At 58.7% G+C, this 18611-nt stretch carries 16 protein-coding genes and 2 pseudogenes; 8 read left to right on the top strand and 10 right to left on the bottom strand.

All coding sequences use genetic code 11. The features are described from left to right. Window positions 1-53: 53 nt before the first annotated feature. Together IB264_RS19810 and IB264_RS19805 are read right to left on the bottom strand one after the other, a co-directional pair. Window positions 54-662 carry an NrsF family protein gene (locus IB264_RS19810; protein ID WP_057224511.1) on the bottom strand — a complete coding sequence of 203 codons (609 nt, stop codon included), beginning with the start codon at window positions 660-662 and terminating at the stop codon, window positions 54-56. 35 nt (window positions 663-697) lie between these two features. Beyond that, window positions 698-1282 carry a sigma-70 family RNA polymerase sigma factor gene (locus IB264_RS19805; RefSeq protein ID WP_057224513.1) on the bottom strand — a complete coding sequence of 195 codons (585 nt, stop codon included), beginning with the start codon at window positions 1280-1282 and terminating at the stop codon, window positions 698-700. A 158-nt stretch (window positions 1283-1440) separates the two neighbouring features. On the opposite strand from IB264_RS19805, the gene IB264_RS19800 reads away from it, so the two are divergent. Together IB264_RS19800 and IB264_RS19795 are read left to right on the top strand one after the other, a co-directional pair. Continuing rightward, window positions 1441-2223, top strand: a complete 783-nt coding sequence (locus IB264_RS19800; protein ID WP_025429875.1) for an alpha/beta fold hydrolase — start codon at window positions 1441-1443, stop codon at window positions 2221-2223. A 360-nt stretch (window positions 2224-2583) separates the two neighbouring features. Beyond that, window positions 2584-3612 carry a LacI family DNA-binding transcriptional regulator gene (locus IB264_RS19795; protein WP_057224516.1) on the top strand — a complete coding sequence of 343 codons (1029 nt, stop codon included), beginning with the start codon at window positions 2584-2586 and terminating at the stop codon, window positions 3610-3612. Window positions 3613-3687: 75 nt separating this feature from the next. Here IB264_RS19795 and IB264_RS19790 read toward each other — a convergent pair. Further along, window positions 3688-4027: pseudogene (locus IB264_RS19790) on the bottom strand (ATP-binding cassette domain-containing protein); the annotation flags it as partial. An 18-nt stretch (window positions 4028-4045) separates the two neighbouring features. After that, window positions 4046-4210: pseudogene (locus IB264_RS19785) on the bottom strand (class II D-tagatose-bisphosphate aldolase non-catalytic subunit); the annotation flags it as partial. A 337-nt stretch (window positions 4211-4547) separates the two neighbouring features. Between IB264_RS19785 and IB264_RS19780 the strand changes: the two are divergent. Beyond that, on the top strand, window positions 4548-4763 hold the full coding sequence (locus IB264_RS19780; RefSeq protein ID WP_025429871.1) for a hypothetical protein: 216 nt from the start codon (window positions 4548-4550) through the stop codon (window positions 4761-4763). Window positions 4764-4870: 107 nt separating this feature from the next. Continuing rightward, window positions 4871-5641: an L-iditol 2-dehydrogenase gene (locus IB264_RS19775; protein ID WP_057224520.1), complete on the top strand. Its 771-nt coding sequence runs from the start codon at window positions 4871-4873 to the stop codon at window positions 5639-5641. Between the two features lie 1263 nt (window positions 5642-6904). On the opposite strand, the gene IB264_RS19770 is transcribed toward IB264_RS19775, so the two are convergent. The 6 genes from IB264_RS19770 to IB264_RS19745 all read right to left on the bottom strand — a co-directional run bounded on the left by IB264_RS19770 (window position 6905) and on the right by IB264_RS19745 (window position 13561). Next, on the bottom strand, window positions 6905-7669 hold the full coding sequence (locus IB264_RS19770; protein WP_171520287.1) for an SDR family NAD(P)-dependent oxidoreductase: 765 nt from the start codon (window positions 7667-7669) through the stop codon (window positions 6905-6907). A gap of 47 nt (window positions 7670-7716) precedes the next feature. Next, window positions 7717-8661: an ABC transporter permease gene (locus tag IB264_RS19765; RefSeq protein WP_025429868.1), complete on the bottom strand. Its 945-nt coding sequence runs from the start codon at window positions 8659-8661 to the stop codon at window positions 7717-7719. A gap of 2 nt (window positions 8662-8663) precedes the next feature. Beyond that, window positions 8664-10166 carry a sugar ABC transporter ATP-binding protein gene (locus tag IB264_RS19760; RefSeq protein ID WP_171520286.1) on the bottom strand — a complete coding sequence of 501 codons (1503 nt, stop codon included), beginning with the start codon at window positions 10164-10166 and terminating at the stop codon, window positions 8664-8666. Between the two features lie 10 nt (window positions 10167-10176). Continuing rightward, complete coding sequence (locus tag IB264_RS19755; RefSeq protein WP_375154975.1) at window positions 10177-11097, bottom strand: ABC transporter permease; 921 nt, start codon at window positions 11095-11097, stop codon at window positions 10177-10179. Between the two features lie 102 nt (window positions 11098-11199). Then, a complete protein-coding gene (locus tag IB264_RS19750; RefSeq protein WP_025429865.1) occupies window positions 11200-12294 on the bottom strand; it encodes a sugar ABC transporter substrate-binding protein in 1095 nt (364 codons plus the stop codon). Window positions 12295-12553: 259 nt separating this feature from the next. Next, complete coding sequence (locus tag IB264_RS19745; RefSeq protein ID WP_025429864.1) at window positions 12554-13561, bottom strand: substrate-binding domain-containing protein; 1008 nt, start codon at window positions 13559-13561, stop codon at window positions 12554-12556. Window positions 13562-14165: 604 nt separating this feature from the next. Between IB264_RS19745 and IB264_RS19740 the strand changes: the two genes are divergently transcribed. The 4 genes from IB264_RS19740 to IB264_RS19725 all read left to right on the top strand — a co-directional run bounded on the left by IB264_RS19740 (window position 14166) and on the right by IB264_RS19725 (window position 18467). Continuing rightward, entirely contained in the window at window positions 14166-15035 is an 870-nt protein-coding gene (locus IB264_RS19740) for an intradiol ring-cleavage dioxygenase (protein ID WP_025429863.1), read from the top strand. Window positions 15036-15058: 23 nt separating this feature from the next. After that, the gene (locus tag IB264_RS19735) at window positions 15059-16243 is read left to right on the top strand and encodes a muconate/chloromuconate family cycloisomerase (RefSeq protein ID WP_082571807.1); all 1185 of its coding nucleotides are present in this window, start codon (window positions 15059-15061) and stop codon (window positions 16241-16243) included. A 29-nt stretch (window positions 16244-16272) separates the two neighbouring features. Then, window positions 16273-17178, top strand: a complete 906-nt coding sequence (locus IB264_RS19730; RefSeq protein WP_038578679.1) for a LysR family transcriptional regulator — start codon at window positions 16273-16275, stop codon at window positions 17176-17178. A 221-nt stretch (window positions 17179-17399) separates the two neighbouring features. Beyond that, on the top strand, window positions 17400-18467 hold the full coding sequence (locus IB264_RS19725; RefSeq protein ID WP_192433963.1) for an IS110 family transposase: 1068 nt from the start codon (window positions 17400-17402) through the stop codon (window positions 18465-18467). Window positions 18468-18611: the final 144 nt, after the last annotated feature.

The following is an 18611-nucleotide window of genomic DNA, read 5'->3' as shown; positions in this document are numbered from 1 at the left end:
AATAGTGCAACCTTTGCAGCCGGGGAACAGTATATGGCCTCGCATCCTAGACTCTACCAGGACAGTGCCCGAGATCCAATCACCGCACCAAATCCGGCAACGATGAAGATGGCAAGGCCATACCAGACGGCAACGAAGACGGCGCCGTCGTTCTGGCACACGAAGGCATAGGCCGCTCCGCCGATTGTCCCTGCGAGCAAACCGGCTGACATCCCAGCCCTTGCCGGTTGCGTCGGTACGCCATACTTCAAAACCCGAAGAACGACAGCGAGCGTTGGCAGCGACAAAAGCACGATGGCACCAACACAGCTTGGAACGGAACTGCCGCTACGCCCGAGTATTGGAAAGCCCGAGCCGTCAATCACGGTGGCGGCCGCAAGCAGAATGACGCCAGGAACGAGCGCAAGTCCAACTTGACTGCCCGAGCCCGGATTTCCAGCCCGGCGCACCGCGACAAGACCTCCAGACGCAAGTAAAAGCATAGTTGCAAACTTGAACAGGAAAGGCGTGCCAACAAGAACTGTGCTGAGGTGTGGGCGGATGCCAAAAAGAGTAAGGGCAAATACGATCGAGAGCGCCAGCGACCCAAGCGCGGCCGGAATTAGAAGACGGTCCAACAAAGGACGGTAACGGTGCTTTCGCTCGGCCGCCTCCTGCGCCATACCCTTAATAAGAGCGGAAGTGTCCTCTACGGATCTCATGTCTTGCCTCTTTCTGCCCAATTCGGCACGCGATTAGCGAAGCCAGCGAGCCGCTGAAGAGCGCGATGCAGAGTAACGCGGACCGCACCTTCGCTGGTCTTTAGTCGTTGCGCCGTCTCGCGCACGGATTGTCCATCGATCGTTAGGGAATTAACAATGTCTCGCTGACCTTCGGAAAGGCTTTCCAGCGCGCGTTCCATATCCGGCATATGTCGGCCTGCAGCCAGCTCGGGCGCAGCAACGACCTCGGCGAGTTCGTCAAGCGTCACATTGCAGCGGTGGCGCGCCTCTCGGCTGCGTTTACGCACCGCATCGCCAATCTTGTATCGAACGATAGCGTGTAGCCAGGGAAGGAAGGGCCTACCGGCGTCCCAACGATCGCGCATCATATGCACGCCTAGAAGGACTTCCTGAACTATATCTTCCGCTTGGTCGGTGTTCATGCCGAAACGCGAAAGTTTACGGCACACGATCACGCGCAGCGTTCGCCCGATATCCTCGAGCAACCTCTCATACGCAGCCGCGTCTCCATGTATGGCGGCACGCATCGCACCCGCCCATATGTTCTCACGATTGGTCATAGACTACCTATTCGCTGCCGATCGCGTTTCATTACATAGCCGGGTGAAAAAAAGTCGACCTGTAACAAAAGCGTGATCATGTTGCGCTGCGCGGGGAACATCCGAATGAACCTTTTGAAGCATCGGGCTTCAGAACGAAACAATATGGATGACCGACGATGAACATCTTCAAGAAAACCGCCTTCGCTTTGACGGCACTCCTTGCCACAGTTTTTTCTGCTCACATTTCCTCCGCAGCAACAAACGCCCCGGTTAAGGCGCGCAACGTAGTTCTCGTTCACGGTGCCTATGCAGACGGCTCCAGTTGGTCGAAGGTCATTCCGCTGTTGCAGAAGGCCGGACTGAAAGTCACCTCGGTTCAAAACCCGCTCACGTCGTTTGCCGACGACGTTGCCGCTACGGAGCGAGTGCTTGCATTGCAAGAGGGCGCGACTGTGCTCGTAGGGCATTCCTATGCGGGGATGGTTATCAGCGAGACGGGCGTCGACCCCAAAGTCTCTGCGCTCGTCTATGTTGCCGCGCGTGCGCCGGACGCCAGCGAAGACTATCCTGCACTCACCAAAAAATTTCCGGCAGCCCCCGCAAGCAAGGGCCTGGTTCGCAAGGACGGCTTCGCGCAACTCAGCGAACAGGCGTTCGTCAAGGACTTTGCAGGTGATCTCAGCCGAAACGATGCGCTAGCGCTCTATGCCGTCCAAGGCCGGATTTCCGATACCTTGTTTGCATCCAAGACGTCGCGTGCTGCTTGGAAAGCCAAGCCAAGTTGGTATGCTGTTTCCACGAAGGATCGGACGACCAATCCTGATCTCCAACGCTTTCTTGCCAAGCGCATGAATGCGACGACCGTCGAGCTCAATTCCAGTCACGTCTCGCTTATTTCGCACCCGCGCGCCATTGCCAACCTGATCCTCGCCGCCGCAGGCTATCCGGCAGAGAAGTAACCAGAAAGCGTGCCGGGCATCAGGCATGCCCGGCCACATCCCGATCCGATTAGTTTCAATCAAGATTTGCCCAGTGAAGGATATACTGTTTTCCCTTGGACGAGCGCATGTCAGTTGATTAACCTGGGGCATTCTGTGACCTAGATTAGTTAGCGCATCAACAAATTAATTTATACGCGCTAATTTTTTCCATGCGAAAAACGTTTGGTATCCTATCGTCGTGATGCTTATATGCGAGCGGGAGCCAGCCCGCGTGAAAGTGTGGACCGCCTGTTGTCTGGCTGCTGAAAACTTTTATTTTTACATATGAGAAACGCGCAACGCAGCGCATCTGCTTTTTTGCAAGTCTTGGAAGCGAATATGAGTGAAAGCAAAGTCAGGACAATGGAGGAATTCGCCCTCGCGAGTGGCCTTTCCCGTCCGACAGTATCGAAATACTTCGACAATCCGGAGAGCGTGAAACCCTCGACCCGCACCCGCATCGAAAAAGCATTGAAGGACTACGACTACCGGCCCAACATTTTTGCCGTCAGCCTTAACCGTAAGAATCCGAAGAATATCGGCCTGATCGTTCCCCACATTTCCGACCCGTTCTATGCGGAGATCGTGCGTCAGATCGAAATGCGGTGCCTTGCGGAAGGCTACTGGACGATCGTGCTCTCCTCGCACGGGGAGCGGAAGCTGGAGGCGCGCGCCATGCGCACCCTCCTCTCGCTCAACATTGCCGGCGTGCTGATGGCGCCGCTCGGTTTTGAGACCGATGTGCGCCTGATCGAAAGCCTTTCCAACGCCATGCCGATGGTCTTTCTGGACAACGGCATCGGCGACAAGCCCTTCGTCGGAACGGACAATAAGCAGAGCATCGACATCATAACAGAGTATCTCTCCCGCACAGGGGAGCATCCCTGTTTTCTCGAGATGCCGTTGGTTAACCAGAACGCGATCGAGCGCCGGAACGCCTACATTGCCTCCATGGAGCGGTTGAGGCTGGAACCAATCACATTGCCCATGCCTGCCAAAAGCTGGACCTTCGAACAAGCCGGCTACGAGGAGGCCGGCCGTATCCTCGACAAGGGCGGGTTTCCGACCCGCACCGTGCTGTGCGCCAACGACCGGCTGGCCTTTGGCGTCATCGCGGCCGCCTTCGAGCGGCGCCGACGCGTCGGGCGTGACAGTGACAGCGATCTGCGCGTCGCCGGCCATGACGACCATCCGCTCAGCCGCTTCTCGTGCCCGCCGCTGACGACCGTGGCACAGGACTATCAGGGCATTGCGGCAACCGGTATCGACATGCTGTTTGCGCGCATCGGCGAGACTTCGCCTCGAGCAGGCGATCAGTCCAATGTTAAACGCCTGGAAGCGCGGCTCATCATGCGGCATTCAGCATAACTCTCGTTGGCCGCTTCTGCAGCTGCGAGTTGCGAAGAGACCTCTAGTTCTCAAGGCGCCGCGCCGGGTAGCATACTGCAACTGTTGGCGTAGTTCGCTGATCTCAAGCCGCATGGTGCCGCGCAATGCAGCATCGAGGTTGGAGAGTGGCCCATCGAATAGGAACGCCGACGGTTCGCGCACGATGGCGACGCGCTGACGCTGGCCGCCGGACAGTTGGCCCGGACGGCGGTCGAAATAGTTCGACAGGTTGAGAACGCTGTCTGCTTCGGTCACCTTCTTGTCAATCGCAGCCGGATCCATCTTCGCCATTTTCAACGGAAATGGCGATATTGTTGCGCATCGACATATGCGGATGCAGCGCGTAGGGCGGGAACACCATGGCAAGTCCGCGCTTGGCTAGTGCCGCGCCCGTGCCAACGGCGCGCATCAGGTTGACCTCGTTGCAGGTCGCCTCGATGAGGACGGGACTGCCGCTTCCCGCTGCCCGGCGCAGGGCTGCGCGAAGCACGACGGGGTGGGCGGAACATACAGACGCGATGCCGTAGGGCCGACCCTCGCGACGGGCCGCAGCAAGTCCGGTCAGAATAGTGCTCATGCCATTACCTCCCGGCCTGCGGCCGAATCGCCTTGCTGGAAACGCCTTCCATCGGTCCCTGCCTGGTGACAGTGCGCGCGCCCGCTGCGTATTGCGGGAGATCGGGAGGTAACGGAACGACGGCAGAAAGGTCAATAATTTTTACACGCGTGAATATAATTCCGAATGTCTTTCATGGATGCAGATGCCAAATTCTTTCGAACAGTTTTCAGCATATATCCTTATTCTAACGTCAATATCTCAAATACGGCCATACTACGGATTGATAAGCGAACTTGCCGCTTGACAATGTGAGGTGTCTCGGCGGATACATTTCTTTACGCGTGTAGTTTTATGTATGAACATCCGTAAAGGAGGGGCGGGCTGTGAGGACCTTTGTTCGCATTCTGTTATTGTCTGCTGCGTCGCCAAGCCGGAACTCCAGGCGATTGGCACCTTAGTCGGCCAACAACTTAGCGCGACGATCGCCGGCCAGCAGACGTTCGATGCGGTCTTCGAAGCGGCACAAACCCAAGTCGAGCGCGACATGACCCGCTCCGGCTACATCAATTAGGGGCTCCAGCCCGCGGCTTGCCGCGCGCTCCCCGACGTTAGCAAAGCTTTCGATCAACAGAATTTGCCACGCAGGCCTCGTTGTGGCGACCGGATGGAGAAACCGATATGAGACTTCAAGACAAAATCGCCCTGATCACCGGCGGCGCGCGCGGGATTGGCCTCGGCTTCGCGGAAGCCTACGCCGCTGAGGGCGCGAAGGTCATTATCGCTGACATTAACCTCGAGCGCGCCAGCGAAGCGGCCGCATCTATAGGCTCCGCAGCAACGGCCCTCAAGCTCGATGTCACGAACCTTGCCGACATCGAGGCCGTGATCAAGACGGTCGACGAAGACTTCGACGGCATCGACATCCTCGTCAACAATGCTGCGATCTTCGATATGGCGCCTATCCAGGCGATCACCGAAGACAGCTACGACCGCCTCTTCAACGTGAATCTCAAAGGGCCGCTCTTCACTATGAAGGCTGTCGCCAATGTGATGATCGCCCGTGGCCGCGGCGGCAAGATCATCAACATGGCCAGCCAGGCCGGCAGGCGCGGCGAAGCGCTGGTGACACTCTATTGCGCCTCCAAGGCCGCCATCATCTCCGCTACGCAGTCGGCAGCGCTGGCGCTCGTAAAGTACGGGATCAATGTCAATGCGATCGCGCCCGGCGTGGTCGATGGCGAGCACTGGGACATCGTCGACGCAAAGTTTGCCGAATGGGAAGGCCTGATGCCCGGCGAGAAGAAAGCCGCTGTCGCGAAATCCGTTCCGATCGGCCGCTTTGCCACCGCCGAAGACATCAAGGGCCTCGCCGTCTTCCTCGCGTCGAAGGACAGCGATTACATCCTCGCCCAGACATACAATGTCGACGGCGGCAACTGGATGAGCTGATCCATGGCGAGCAGCATGAAAGCGATCGGTCTTCGCGCCGGTTACCGCGTGGCCGTCGATCCGAACCTTCCGTGCATCGCTGATCCGCCTGCCAAGAGTTGCTGACGAACATCTGCCGCACCTCAAGTCTTACGGCGTCTCGCACAATGGCGTGTTTGCCGATTGAGCATCGTGTGCGCCGACCACCTGCACGGCATCGGCGACATACCCTATGGTTGCACTCGCCAAACCACTCGCCTGCGTGGTGCGCGAGCTCGGCAGCGCCGGCCTGCGCAATGGCGCGGCCATGCCGCGCGACGCCCTTCGTCGTCGATGCGGGGCCAATCGGCTCGGTGCTCGCGCTTTCGTTGTAGGCTGAGGACGTGGAAAACGTCACGGTCGTCGATATCAACGAAAGCCGGTTCGCATTTGCCGGCGAACATGAGCTGAGCAGGATCGTCAGGCTCCGCCGAATTGTCGAAAGGGCGTTGCTCCTTTGATTTCATGGCCGATGCGACCGGCATTGTCAGTGTCGTCGAAGACCCGCATTTCCATCGCGCCCTTCGAGATCTTCCGTCCGCCAGCTGAAACCGGTCGGTTCGCATTCGCTGAACTGCAACATTCCTGATGCGCTGGATATCCTGAAGCGGGATGATAGCAAGATGGCCAAGTTCGTCTCGCGCCGGCCGACGCTCGAGGGGGTCCGGCCCCTTCTTGACGAAGAAGCCGACGGGACCCGACGACAATGAAGGTGCAGTTCGCGGCCGACTGTCTGTCAAACGCTCCAGCCGGCCACGAATTTCGCTATTTGTGCCAAATCTGGCCGTTTTGAGGATGACTCCAAGACGCGCAAGTGAGGGGGCATGACATCCTGTCAATGACCGGTATTGGAGCCACCTGGACGAAGTCCAATGACGGCAGCCCGCAGCTAAACGCGGTAAACGTGTTGATGCATTCCTACAACCTTCCGGGAAGGTGGACGTAATTGCTCTTTTAATTCAATTGGGTAAGTTGCCTGTGGTGGTCTTTTCTACCTGATCGCGCAAAACTAAATGAAATGGGCCGGTTCGCGATTGAGCTACACCTGCGCAAGCATTGCGAGAAGCCTCCCGGCGCTCGTCGACGCGTTTCCCGCGCCTCAATGATCAGAAGCATCGCGGATGCGCCGGCGTAGCCGGTCGCGCTAGCTCTAACGTGTCTTCATCAAAATGAAACGGCCCCGCCGATGGCGGCCACCGACGGGGCTAGTAATAGTCGAGTTTGGATGCGAGCTGCGGTTTGTCCCTACCGCGTGGTGTAGCCGCCGTCGATAACCAGGACCTCGCCTGTCACATAGCTTGATGCCGGCGAGCAGAGGAACAGGGCTGCGGCTGCAACTTCGTCCGGCTGTCCAACGCGCCCCATGGGAGTCATATCGCGCCAAATTGGAAACCAATCCGGATTCTCGATGCCACCACGCGACATATCGGTCTCAATGTAGCCGGGGGCCATGGCATTGACGCGAATGTTCTCGAGGGCGAGTTCGCTGGCAAGGCTCTTGGTCATCATATGAACGGCCGCTTTCGAGCTGTTATACGCGACCTGGTTCTGAGGAATGTTCGAAACGATCCCAGACATCGAACCAATGTTGAGAATGACGCCTGCTCCCTGGGCGCGCATCGGCGCGAGCGCGGCACGGCAGGAACGGAACACCGCGTCGACATTCAGGCTCATGATTTTGCGCCAGGTCTCGTCGTCGAAATCACCACTGTCCCCATGGATTGCGACGCCGGCGTTGTTGACAAGGATGTCTAACCTGCCCATGCGCTTGATGACCCGTCTCGTCAGCTCGTCCGCGGCACCCTCCTCGCGCATGTCGGCTTCGATAAACTCGAAATCCACGTTTGCATTGGTCAGGACCTCAGCAGCCTCCGAAGCCGGTGTGCGTGCGCTGATGATGACGCGGGCTCCCGCCTCACCGAGGGCCTTGGCGATTGCCAGGCCAATACCACGGGTGCCACCAGTGACGACAGCCACCTTTCCGTCGAGCCTGAATTTCTCGAGTATCATGGGATAATCTCCTTTGACTTGATTTTTAGGAGCGCCGGGACGGACGCTTATTTCATGACGCCTTTCGGCGCGCGCCCGGTGCTCAGCGCGACGGCTGCGACCAGGATGAGTCCGAAGACGATCTGCTGAGCTAGGACGTCGATGCCGACGAAAGTCATCCCGGTGCGAACCACAGCGATCAACAGCGTTCCGACGAGTGTGCGCAGCACTCCTCCGCTACCGCCAGTCAATGACGTGCCGCCAAGCACAACGGCCGCGATGGCCGGCAGTAGGAACTCGTTTGCGATGATCGGAGAGCCGCTGGACAATCGTCCGGCCAACACGACCCCGCTCAGCGCCGCAAATAGACCTGAGACCATGAAGACTGCGATCTTGATGCCTTGGATGGGAATGCCTGCGACGCGGGCGCCAGCCTCGCCGCAGCCAACGGCTTTCATTGCTTTCCCAAAGGGGGTGGCCTGTTCCACGACGAGCGCGAGTGCAAGTACTGCCAGCGACACCCAAATTTCGTTGGGAACTCCAAACGACGTTCCGATTGCCCATGAGAGGGAACCCGCACGGGGCTGGGCATCGATTTGAATCGAACGCTGGCCGGAAAGATACAGTGCGGCGGTGGTGACTATCCCGCCTACGGCCAAAGTTGCGATAAAGCTTGGCAGGCGCAAGACCGCGTGGGCGAAGCCTGAAATGCAACCGAATAAAAGGCCGACCGATAAAGCCGCAGGTATGGCCATCATCCCATGGTCTGGGATGAGCAGGGCGAGAACGACCGAACTGAGTGCGGCGAGCGATTGAAGCGACAGGTCGATGCTGCCAATGTAGATGACGGCGGTCATACCGATTGCCATCAGGAAGAGTGTTGCCGAATCCGCAAACAGCCCGATAAGTGTCGCCGGTCTCAGGAAGGCCGTATCAAAGGTGCCGACCATTAAGATCAGAGCGACGAGCGCGATCCATGGGATAAGTCCGCCAAGCTTGCCAAGTTGCTTCATATTCACACCATATGCGGAATGAGGTCGAGGGGAGTTACAGGTGTCGGTCCGGTGTTATCGAACCGCGCTGTTTGCCTGCCGTCCTTGAGAACGATGATCGTATGCGCCAGCCCGATCGCCTCCTCGAGCGTGTCGGCTATCAACACGACGGCGGCGCCGGCGGCGCACATTTCCCTGATGAGGGCATACAAATCTTCCTTGGCGCCGACATCGAGGCCACGCGTGGGATGATCGAGCAGAAAGAGCCGCGCATCCGTGCGATACCACTTGGACAGAACGACCTTTTGCTGATTGCCCCCTGACAGATTGGCGCAAAGGGCCGATCCACCGGGGGTCTTGATGCGCAGCTTAGCGATGAGTTCGGTCGTCTTCCTGGAAATCGCCCGAAAATTAAACAGGCCGAAGCGCGTCAAGCGACCGCCTAAGGGCAGGCAGATGTTCTCCTGCACGGACATTTCTTCGATGATGCCTTCGATTTTTCGCTCGCGCGGCACGTAGCCCATCCCTGCCGCAACAGCTTTACCGGGCGATGTGTTTGTGAGATCTGCGCCGCGATAGACGACCTTACCGAGATGGACTCGCTCAAGGCCAAAGAAACTCCTGATCAGGGGTTCGGATCCAGCACCTTCCGTGCCAACCAATGCGAGTACTTCACCGTTGTGAACGTCGAAACTGATCTGGGAGAATTCAAGTGCCCTCGAGACCTTCTGCACGGAAAGCGCAACCGTCTGGGACGGAGGGCGACGTTCGTCCTGTTTGTAGTAAGAACCAGCAGCTCCTCGGCCGACCATGAGGTGGTGGATGCGATCTGGTGTCGCTTCGGTCTTAGGCATGCGCTCGACGACGGCGCCGTCCTTCAGGACGTAGATCGTGTCCGCGATGTCGATCACCTCATCGAGGCGATGGGAAATGAAGATGATGCCCGCGCGCTCCCTCAATTTGCGGATCACCCCGAAGAGGATATCGATCTCGGCTTGCTCAAGGACCGACGTCGGTTCATCCAGCAGGACGCATAGATTGCCGTCCACCGCTTCCTCAAGTGTCAGCACCTTTGCAAGCTCGACCATCTGCCGCTGCATGAACGTCAGCGCCGACGTCATGGTACGTGGATTGACATCGAGGCCGACCTTGTCGAGTTGCCGTTTTGCGGCATCCCCCATAGCTTTCCAATCGATGCGGCCAACCCGCACGAACTGGGACTCGTTCCCGATGAAAATGTTTTCGGCGACCGATATGTTCGGAATCAGCGACTGTTCCTGAAACACCATACCAATGCCCTTGGAGGAAGCGTCGCGCGGCCCCCGCAGCGCCACAACGGCGCCATTGATTTCGATTGTCCCACTGTCAGGCTGGTGGATACCGTTCAGAATTTTCATGAGGGTGGATTTGCCGGCGCCATTTTCGCCGACGAGGCCGACCACTTCGCCCACATTGACCTGTATCGAGACGCCCTTGAGCGCCTGCACCCGACCGAAAGTCTTGGTGATTTCCTTGAGATCAAGCATGTTGGCGCTCCTACTTGACAATCGCCAGGTTGCGACCGGGCGAATTGAGCAGCACTGCGAGGATGATCGAGAGACCCAGGACACCCTGCTGGACGAAGGAAGGAAGGCCGAGAATGATCATTCCGTTGTTCAGAACAATGACGATGAGGACGCCGACAACCGTTTGGAGGACACCTCCCTTGCCACCGGTCAATGCCGTACCGCCGACGACAACCGCGCTGATTGCGGTAAAAAGCTGTCCACTTCCGATCAGGGCGCTCGATGCACCCAGCCTTGCGCACGTTAGAACCGCGCCTACCCCGAAGAAGACGCCCGCAATGGTGAATGCCAGAATTCGAACTCGACCGACGTTGATTCCGGACGCAGCCGCGAGATCCTCGCCGCCGCCAAGCGCCATGATGTGACGTCCGATGCGCGTGTGATCCTGGATGAACCAAGCAAAAGCTAACATCAATACGCCCACATAGACGGATAGAGGGAGGCCGAGGACACGGCTCAAGGCCAGCGCGCGAATATTTTGATCGAGAATGCCAACGCGCTCACCGCCCAGGAGCACTGTTGCGATACCGACGCCAACGAAACCCATACCGAGGCTCGCCATGAAAGTTGGCACCTTGAGGTGTACATGAACCAAGCCGATGATGCAGCCGAAGGCACCGGCGGCCAGAAGGGCGATCGGTATGGCCGCAAGGCCGAGACCCACACCGGTTCCGGTAGCGTTCGCCACGAAAGCCGCGAGAACAGCGGCCGAGAAGGCCATCGATCCTTCAACTGAAAGGTCGATAGACCCCATAAGGATGATGAAGGTAGCGCCGAGAGCGAGGACGAGAGGAGCGGATGCTGCCGCCGCAATGCGAGCAAGATTTCCAAATGATAGGAATCTTGGATCGAATATGGCGATTGCGAGGCAGAGTCCTATCAGGACGAGCAAAGGGGTGGCGTTGACCCAGCGCGAGTTTGTTCGTGTCATGTTGTCTTCCCGGATTTTCGTTCGAAAGGGGCCGCATCGAGTCCTGCGGCCCCTCGGTACTGATCAGCTGTACTTGATCTGACCGCTCACGCGCCGCCAAAGGTCATTCCAGTCAACCTCCGGCGTTGCTTCGACGTTCTTCTTCCAGTAGTCCTCGACATCGGCTTGGGTAATCAGCGCGCCTGTGCCGTAAAACTCGCGATGGTCCTTCGGCTGCTCGGAGGGCGTAAATGCGCCGGTGGCTGCATGATGCCCCAGGGACAGCGCGATGCCGCCGATCCAAAACGGATCCCAGTCGACCGTCGCGGCCATTTCCTTGTTTTTCACAGCCTGCACGGCGTCCCTGGTCCCATCGACGCCGGTAACCTGGATCTGGCCAGCAAGCCCTTCAGCGCGAAGCGCCTCCAACGCGCCGATCGCCATCCCATCGTTCGCCGCCCAGATACCCTTGATGTCGCTGCCGAAACGCGTGAGCCAGGCTGCCACGATGTTGTTGGCCTTGGTCGAGTCCCAGTCGGCGTCCTGGAAATCTAGCAGCTGAACCTTTCCGCCAGAGGCCTCGATCATCTTCATCAGACCCGCTTTGCGTTCGATCGCGGACACGTTTGACGGTATGCCGCCAAGAGCAACGATTGCCCCCTCGCCGGCGAAGCTATCGAAAAGTGCCTTGGCGGTTTGCTCGCCAGCCGGCACGCCATTGAAGGACATGTGCGCAACGTAGTTGTCGCCAAAGTCCCAGGGGTGGAGATCGTTCGGCTTGTTCCACACCGTTACGATGTGTCCCTTGGCCGCTGCTACCGCTTCGACGATCGGGCGGGCATCGGGCGAGTCGTTGGGATCGACACCGAGGATTGCCTTGTCGCCGGCCTTTGCCAGGAATGCCTTGATGTCGGCGATTCCCTTCTCGCTGTTACCCTCGGTGACCAATGCGCTGTGGGGATCGCCGATGCTCTGGGCGAAGGACTCTGCACCCCTATTCCATGCCGTATGAAAGGCGTTCGACAGAGAGCGAATGGAACTCGCTAAGCTGTAGCCGGTGGCGGCGAATGCCGGACGTACGAGACCGGACGCGCCGATCGAGCCGATGCCCAACGCCGAGCCGATGAGAAACCGGCGACGGTCGATTACTGCCCTTTGCATGAAGTCGTTTATGCTCATTGCGGTTCCTCCTCTGAAAATCGCGCCTTCGACGGGCGCAGATATCCGTTGCCCGTACATCGCAGCACAGACTTCGGATGGCCAATTTGAGATTGGTAGTGCCCTTCCCTTTCTCTCCGGGCAGGTTCTCCAACTAAAGCCAAAACAGCTAAAAGTCGATTGCTAAATGGATTTAGCAATCGGTTTAGCAAATATTTCTTTGCATGCGTTAAAAAACAGAGCGGAGGGTGCGTTGGAGAATTCCGCTTCTTTCGACGTGTCAGCGGAGTTTGGCGGGAACGACAATCAACGGCGTTTGCCCTTCCGGATAATCGTCGATAAGCGCGAAGCTGGCAGCAATCATGGCTTCAACATCCTGCCGTACCATGGTCACGTCGAAGGGCATTTGCGCAGCAAATGGATCCCAGTCGAAGGCAGCAATTCGCGTCGAGTTCCAGGTTTCCCTTGGGAGACTGGCAAGGAAGCTCGCAGCCCCTTCCAAGCCGGTTATGCCATTGACGAAAAGCCCAGTAGGCAGCCGCCCGATTTCGGAGTACCGATCCGCGAGTGCGCTCGCGGCAATGCGGGGGGCGTATCCCTCACATCGAAACGCATCCGCGCCGAGATTGACTCCATGTTTCGCGAGCGCTGCGTTAAAGCCCTCGATCCGCTCACGCGTCGAATTGTCATCCCGGACGCCGCCAAAGAAGAACCAGTCATCGATGGGAAGGCCAGATGAGCGGAATTTACCGATCAGCAACTCGGTAACTTCCATCGCGCTGCCGCGGTTGTCCGAGACAACGGAAGGTGCCTTGGGACCTGGTAGGTCGACATTGACACATCGAATCCCCGCGGCGGTACACATGTCATTTATGGGCGAAGGATCATGAACCCCAGCTATAAAGAGAAATTCGACCTGCTGGGCCAGCAAGGTCTCGGCCACACGTGCCTCAATGGACGGGTCGCGTTGCGTGCTGACAACGATCGGGCACAGGTCTCGTTCGCGGGCCTCCGCTTCGAAAGCCTCGGCCAGCCCTGCAAAGAACCGATTTCGATAGTGCGGGAGGACCATGCCTCCCAAGCCAGACCGAGATAGGCGTAAGGCTCGCGCTTTCTGGTTAACCGAATAGCCCAATTCGCCTGCACACCTTAGGATATGCGATGCCGTCTCCGGTTTAATACGATGCTTTTTCCACTGGCCGTTCAACACCATGCTGACCGCCGTTGGAGAGGCCGAACTCGCAGTCGCGATGTCGTAGATAGTGGGTTTTCGTCTGCCTGTTTTCATGGGGCGTCCAATAACTTTGCGCTAAAGCTCGGCGCATATTCATGGATCGTCGAGCCCGCAACCAGCAGGGCTGGATGCGGCGAACACATATCCCGACTCGATGCGTCGATGCCGCAAAGCCTGATCGATGAGGGCTTGTGGGAGGCTTCCGCTCGCATTGCTGCGTGTCCATCTGCAAGAGGGCGACGCCTACCACGGCCATGTCAACGCTCTGGGCATGTAGGCGGTGGAAATGGTCGGATCCTATGCGGTCGTCGACACTGGTGTAGAGCGCGCGCGGCCGCATTGCAAGTCGAAGCCCTATCGATCGAAGCCCCCCGCCGGCCGCCTCAGCTCTCGCCCCCCCACGCTCGTCCGATCTGCACCCTCGCGCAATGAAGAGCCGTGACCGGCGCAAGTGCATCCGTTCAAGGAACCACCTCGTCCCGTTATTGACGAGGTTCGACTGGTGAGAAACCGACCTTCGTGCCCTTTCACACAAGCAACGTATCGCACGATACCGTGTTCGTCATTGGCGCACGCCTTCGTTGCGCGGCAATATCAGATTGTCGGCGCGCTGGGGAAATGTCGCCGGCCACAACACGCGTATGGAGGAGGATTGAGCATGCGCAACGTCACTATCGAGAACGTCACCGACGTTGTCCTCGAGTCGCTCGGCAAGCATAAACCATGCGCCGGCCGGCGGCGGGAGATCATCGCCGGCCTGATCCGTCACCTGCACGCATTCTGTCGCGAGGTGAACGTGACGCATGCAGAATTCATCGACGGCTGCAATTATCTCATGCGCGCTGGGCAGATGTGCGACGGCAAACGCCAGGAGTTCATCCTGTTGGGCGATATCCTCGGCGTCGAGGTACTGGTAGACATGCTGACCAATCCCGTCCGCGGCAATGAAAGCGCTTCGACCGTACTTGGCCCGTTCTACCGCGAGAACCCGCCGGTCCTTCCGAAGGGCGCCTCGACGGTACAGAAGCATTTCGACAACGAAGAGACGGTCCTCGTCGAAGGTTATGTTCGCGACACGGCTGGAAACCCGATCGCCGGCGTTACGCTCGACGTATGGGAGGACGCCCCGAACGGCCTATATGAGCAGCAGGATCCGGATCAGCCGGAATACAATCTTAGGGGCCGGTTCGAGACGGACGAGAACGGGCACTATGCCTTCCGCGCCATCCGGCCGCTACCTTACCCCATTCCGTATGACGGTACGGCCGGCGAACTGCTGAATTATATGGGACACCATCCCTGGCGGCCCGGGCACATTCATTTCATGCTCTTCAAAGAAGGGTACCGGACTCTCATCTCACAGATCTTTGACGGTGAAAGCGACTATCTGGAGAACGATTCCGTCTTTGCCGTGAAGGAAAGTCTCGTGGGACACTTCCAGAAGACCCCGAGCGGCGGCGACACGGATTTGATCCTTCATTTCGATTTCACCCTGCCCGCACTCGCGGCCTCCATGGCCGCCGAGTAATCGGGCTCCGCGCAGAGACGATCATGACCACTGCATCCTCCAAGGCCCCGACGACGTCTGTAAAGGAAATCCTAGGTCAAACCGCCTCCGGATTGACAATCGATATCGTTGAAAGCCACATCGTCGATTGCCCAACCACCAGGCGCCATAAGCTTTCCAACACGGAGATCGCCCAGCAGTCCTACGTCATTGTCAAGGTCGTGCTGCGCAACGGTTCCATAGGATACGGCGAGGCCTCCACCTTGGGGGGGCCTCGTTGGGCGGAAGAAAGCGTCGAATCCATCAAGTCGGTCATCGACATCTATCTGGCGCCGGCAGTCATCAGCACGGACGCATCGGCATTCGAGCGGAACGCTCTTCGCATGGCCGCGGCAGCCACACGCAACTATTCCGCCAAGGCTGCCATTGAAAGCGCTCTCTACGACGCGGTTGGCAAGTCCTTCGACCTGCCGGCCAGCGCATTGCTCGGAGGCGCAGTCCGTCAGTCGATAGAGGTTATTTGGGCGCTTGCGTCCGGCGATCCGGAACAAGAGATCGAAGAAGCGAACAGCAAACTCGAACAGCGGCTGCACCGCCAGTTCAAAATCAAACTCGGCTTCAAGTCTCCGGAGGATGATATACGGCGACTGCGCCGGATCGTCGATGCACTCCAAGGACGGGCCTCTATCATCGTCGATATCAACCAAGCCTGGAGCGAAGCGACGGCGCTCCGCTTCATTCCTGTGCTCGATGAAATGGGCGTCAGGCTCATAGAACAGCCCCTGCCCGCCAACCATGTGGCTGCCATGGCACGGGTCGCGGCACGCAGCCCGATCCCGATCATGGTGGACGAGGGCGCCTTCACGACCGCCGACATCGCGCGCGCCGGCATTAATGCCGAAGGCAGCGTCTATTCGCTCAAGCTCGTCAAGAGCGGGGGCCTGATGGAAATGAAACGCGCCGCCGGCGTTGCGTCGTCCTTCGGGATGGAACTTTACGGCGGGTGCTTGATCGAAAGCGGCATCGGCGCGGCCGCACACCTCGCTGTTTTTTCGACTCTACCGCATCTTGAACGGGGCACTGAGCAGTTCGGGCCGCAGATTCTTGTGCAGGACCTCGTGTGCAAAGGCGCCGAATACCGCGATTTTCAGGTCTGGTGTCCATCCGGACCAGGTCTCGGTATCACCGTGGATGAGGAAGTACTTCGACAGGTCTCACGGAGCGGTTAAGGTCTTCCCGATCGCCCGGGGGGATGGATATGTCTTTTAATCTGAAACGTCTGGAATATTTTCTCGCGGTCGCCGAAGAGCTGCATTTCGGTCGGGCGGCCGAGCGCCTGGACATGGCCCAACCGCCGTTGTCGCGTCAGATCATGCAACTTGAGGAAGAATTTGGCGCAACCTTATTCGATCGGGGACGTGGGCAAATACGCCTGACGCAGGCTGGTGAGGCCCTGCTCCGGCACGCACGGGACATGATCGAGCGGATGGAAGACGCCCGCCTTGAGGTGCGGCGTATCGATCAGGGGGCCCAGGGCCGGCTGCGCATCGGGTTCGTCGGGTCTGCAACCCACGGTATCCTGCCCAATCTTATCAAATCCTTCCGCCGGACCTATCCCGAGGTGAACCTTATTCTCTCCGCAATGAACAACGCACAACAGCATCGCGCGCTCATCCGCAGGGAGATCGACATCGCAATTGCCCGGCCGGAACTCAAGGATGCGGAGATTAAGTCGGTTCCCTTTCACGAGGAGCCCCTCATACTCGCGTCAAGCGATACCGCAATGCTCGAAACGAAGGCGCCGATCCCGCTTGCCGCTCTGCACGACATGCCGTTCATCCTCTACCCCGAGCGTCCTCGACCGAGCTTCGCAGACGTCGTGTTCGCCCTTTGCGAGGCGGAAGGCTTCCGACCGAAGAACCGCGTGTTCTGCATGGACTACCAGACCGCCATAAGCCTCGTGGCTGTTGGAGAGGGGGTGTCAATTGTACCTCGCTCTGTCGGACAGACAGGCCACCAAGGCGTTCGCTTTTTGCCATTGGCACGCGCTGATGCCGTTACGCGGCTTTCCATCAACTACCGCATCGATAACCGCGAGCGGCATATCCAGCGGCTCCTCGAGATCGCCCGCAAGCTGGTCCAGAAGCCGGATCTGCCAGCCTGACCGGCCGACAAGGGTATTGCCGCATATCTCCCCAGGCATTGATGTGGCGGCGTTTGTGGCCGATGTTCGAGGCGATCTTCAAGGAGGTGGCATGAAAGAGACCGTGCCCGCTGAGAGAACGGATCACTGAGATGGCGACGATGATCGAGGGACAGCCACGCTTCCAGCCTGTCGGCTTATCCTGTTGGGGTTTTGGAGATCTCAACACGGGAGTTGGAAGCATGACTGCGTCCTATGATTACCATATCGGGGTCGACTACCACAAATCCTACAGCCACCTGGTGGTGCAAGATTCGGGCGGCAAGACGCTCAGATCCGGCCGGGTGAAGAACGATCGCCAGTCGCTCGGCAGCTTTCTCGAACGCTATCGCGAGAACAGCCATGCGGTTGTCGAGGCGACGCGCAACTGGATGGTGATCTACGACTGGCTCGACGACATTTGTGATGATGTCGTTCTCGCCCACCCGTTGAAGGTCAAGGCGATTGCCGACGCCAAGATCAAGACCGACAAGATCGACGCGACGGTGCTGGCGCACCTGCTCAGGGCCGACCTGGTGCCGCAGGCCTGGGCACCGAGCGACAAGGTCCGCGAGCTGCGCGTCGCGCTGCGCGAGCGGATGTTTTACGTCCGGCTGCGCACGATGACGAAGAACCGCATCGTCACGGTGTTTGATCGTTATCCGGAACAGACAGCCCAGCTCAAAGCGCTCGGAGACCTGTTCGGCAAGGCCGGCCGCGTGCAACTGGCGCAGATTGAGGTCTCAGCGATCGACCGTATCCAGATCGATCGCGGCCTTGCCTTCATTGGCGACATCGATGGGCGGATCAAGCAGGCGGAGGCGACGATCCGGACGATGACCAAGAGCAATGCCAATGTCAGGTTGTTGAAGACGATCCCCGGCATCGGTGAATTCTTCGCCCGGCTGATCGCTGCGGAGATCGACGATATCAGCCGGTTCCGCAACCCGAAGAAGCTGGCCGCCTATGCCGGCCTCGTACCGTCGACCTATTCTTCTGGCGGCAAGACCTTTCACGGCAAGATCATCCGGCAGGGCAACAAGTGGCTGCGCTGGGCCTTCGTCGAGGCGGTGACACCGGCCGTCGCCAGCGATCCTGAGCTGCGCGCCCAGTACGAGCACCTGAAGATCAGAGGAGTGAACAAAGCGCGCGTGGCGATGGCGCGCAAACTTTTGACGATCGCCTTCCAGATCCTGCGTGACCAGCGCGCCTACGAGCGGCGTGACACCAGCCCCATGGAAAGCGCGTCGACGATATCCCGGTTGTCCTGATGACTTCCTAGCGAGCCCGGCAGGACTGGGCTGCGCTCTTCAAGGAGAATGGGAAACCGGGAGCCGAACGCCACTCTGTGACCGAAGCCAGACACGGCATCAGGGTCACGCATTGGAGAATGGTTCGAGAACCGAAGGACGGGA

The sequence above is a fragment of the Ensifer sp. ENS11 genome (assembly GCF_014851895.1).
Taxonomy (GTDB): Bacteria; Pseudomonadota; Alphaproteobacteria; order Rhizobiales; family Rhizobiaceae; genus Ensifer; species Ensifer canadensis.
This window is presented reverse-complemented; position numbering and strand designations above follow the sequence as displayed.

Excerpts from the sequence above, each read along its gene's own strand:
- IB264_RS19725 (WP_192433963.1), top strand. The coding sequence starts at position 17,400 with ATGACTGCGTCCTATGATTACCATATCGGGGTCGACTACCACAAATCC.
- IB264_RS19775 (WP_057224520.1), top strand. The coding sequence starts at position 4,871 with ATGAGACTTCAAGACAAAATCGCCCTGATCACCGGCGGCGCGCGCGGG.
- IB264_RS19760 (WP_171520286.1), bottom strand. The coding sequence starts at position 10,166 with ATGCTTGATCTCAAGGAAATCACCAAGACTTTCGGTCGGGTGCAGGCG.
- IB264_RS19800 (WP_025429875.1), top strand. The coding sequence starts at position 1,441 with ATGAACATCTTCAAGAAAACCGCCTTCGCTTTGACGGCACTCCTTGCC.
- IB264_RS19740 (WP_025429863.1), top strand. The coding sequence starts at position 14,166 with ATGCGCAACGTCACTATCGAGAACGTCACCGACGTTGTCCTCGAGTCG.
- IB264_RS19750 (WP_025429865.1), bottom strand. The coding sequence starts at position 12,294 with ATGAGCATAAACGACTTCATGCAAAGGGCAGTAATCGACCGTCGCCGG.
- IB264_RS19770 (WP_171520287.1), bottom strand. The coding sequence starts at position 7,669 with ATGATACTCGAGAAATTCAGGCTCGACGGAAAGGTGGCTGTCGTCACT.
- IB264_RS19795 (WP_057224516.1), top strand. The coding sequence starts at position 2,584 with ATGAGTGAAAGCAAAGTCAGGACAATGGAGGAATTCGCCCTCGCGAGT.
- IB264_RS19810 (WP_057224511.1), bottom strand. The coding sequence starts at position 662 with ATGGCGCAGGAGGCGGCCGAGCGAAAGCACCGTTACCGTCCTTTGTTG.
- IB264_RS19805 (WP_057224513.1), bottom strand. The coding sequence starts at position 1,282 with ATGACCAATCGTGAGAACATATGGGCGGGTGCGATGCGTGCCGCCATA.
- IB264_RS19730 (WP_038578679.1), top strand. The coding sequence starts at position 16,273 with ATGTCTTTTAATCTGAAACGTCTGGAATATTTTCTCGCGGTCGCCGAA.
- IB264_RS19780 (WP_025429871.1), top strand. The coding sequence starts at position 4,548 with ATGAACATCCGTAAAGGAGGGGCGGGCTGTGAGGACCTTTGTTCGCAT.
- IB264_RS19765 (WP_025429868.1), bottom strand. The coding sequence starts at position 8,661 with ATGAAGCAACTTGGCAAGCTTGGCGGACTTATCCCATGGATCGCGCTC.
- IB264_RS19745 (WP_025429864.1), bottom strand. The coding sequence starts at position 13,561 with ATGAAAACAGGCAGACGAAAACCCACTATCTACGACATCGCGACTGCG.
- IB264_RS19735 (WP_082571807.1), top strand. The coding sequence starts at position 15,059 with ATGACCACTGCATCCTCCAAGGCCCCGACGACGTCTGTAAAGGAAATC.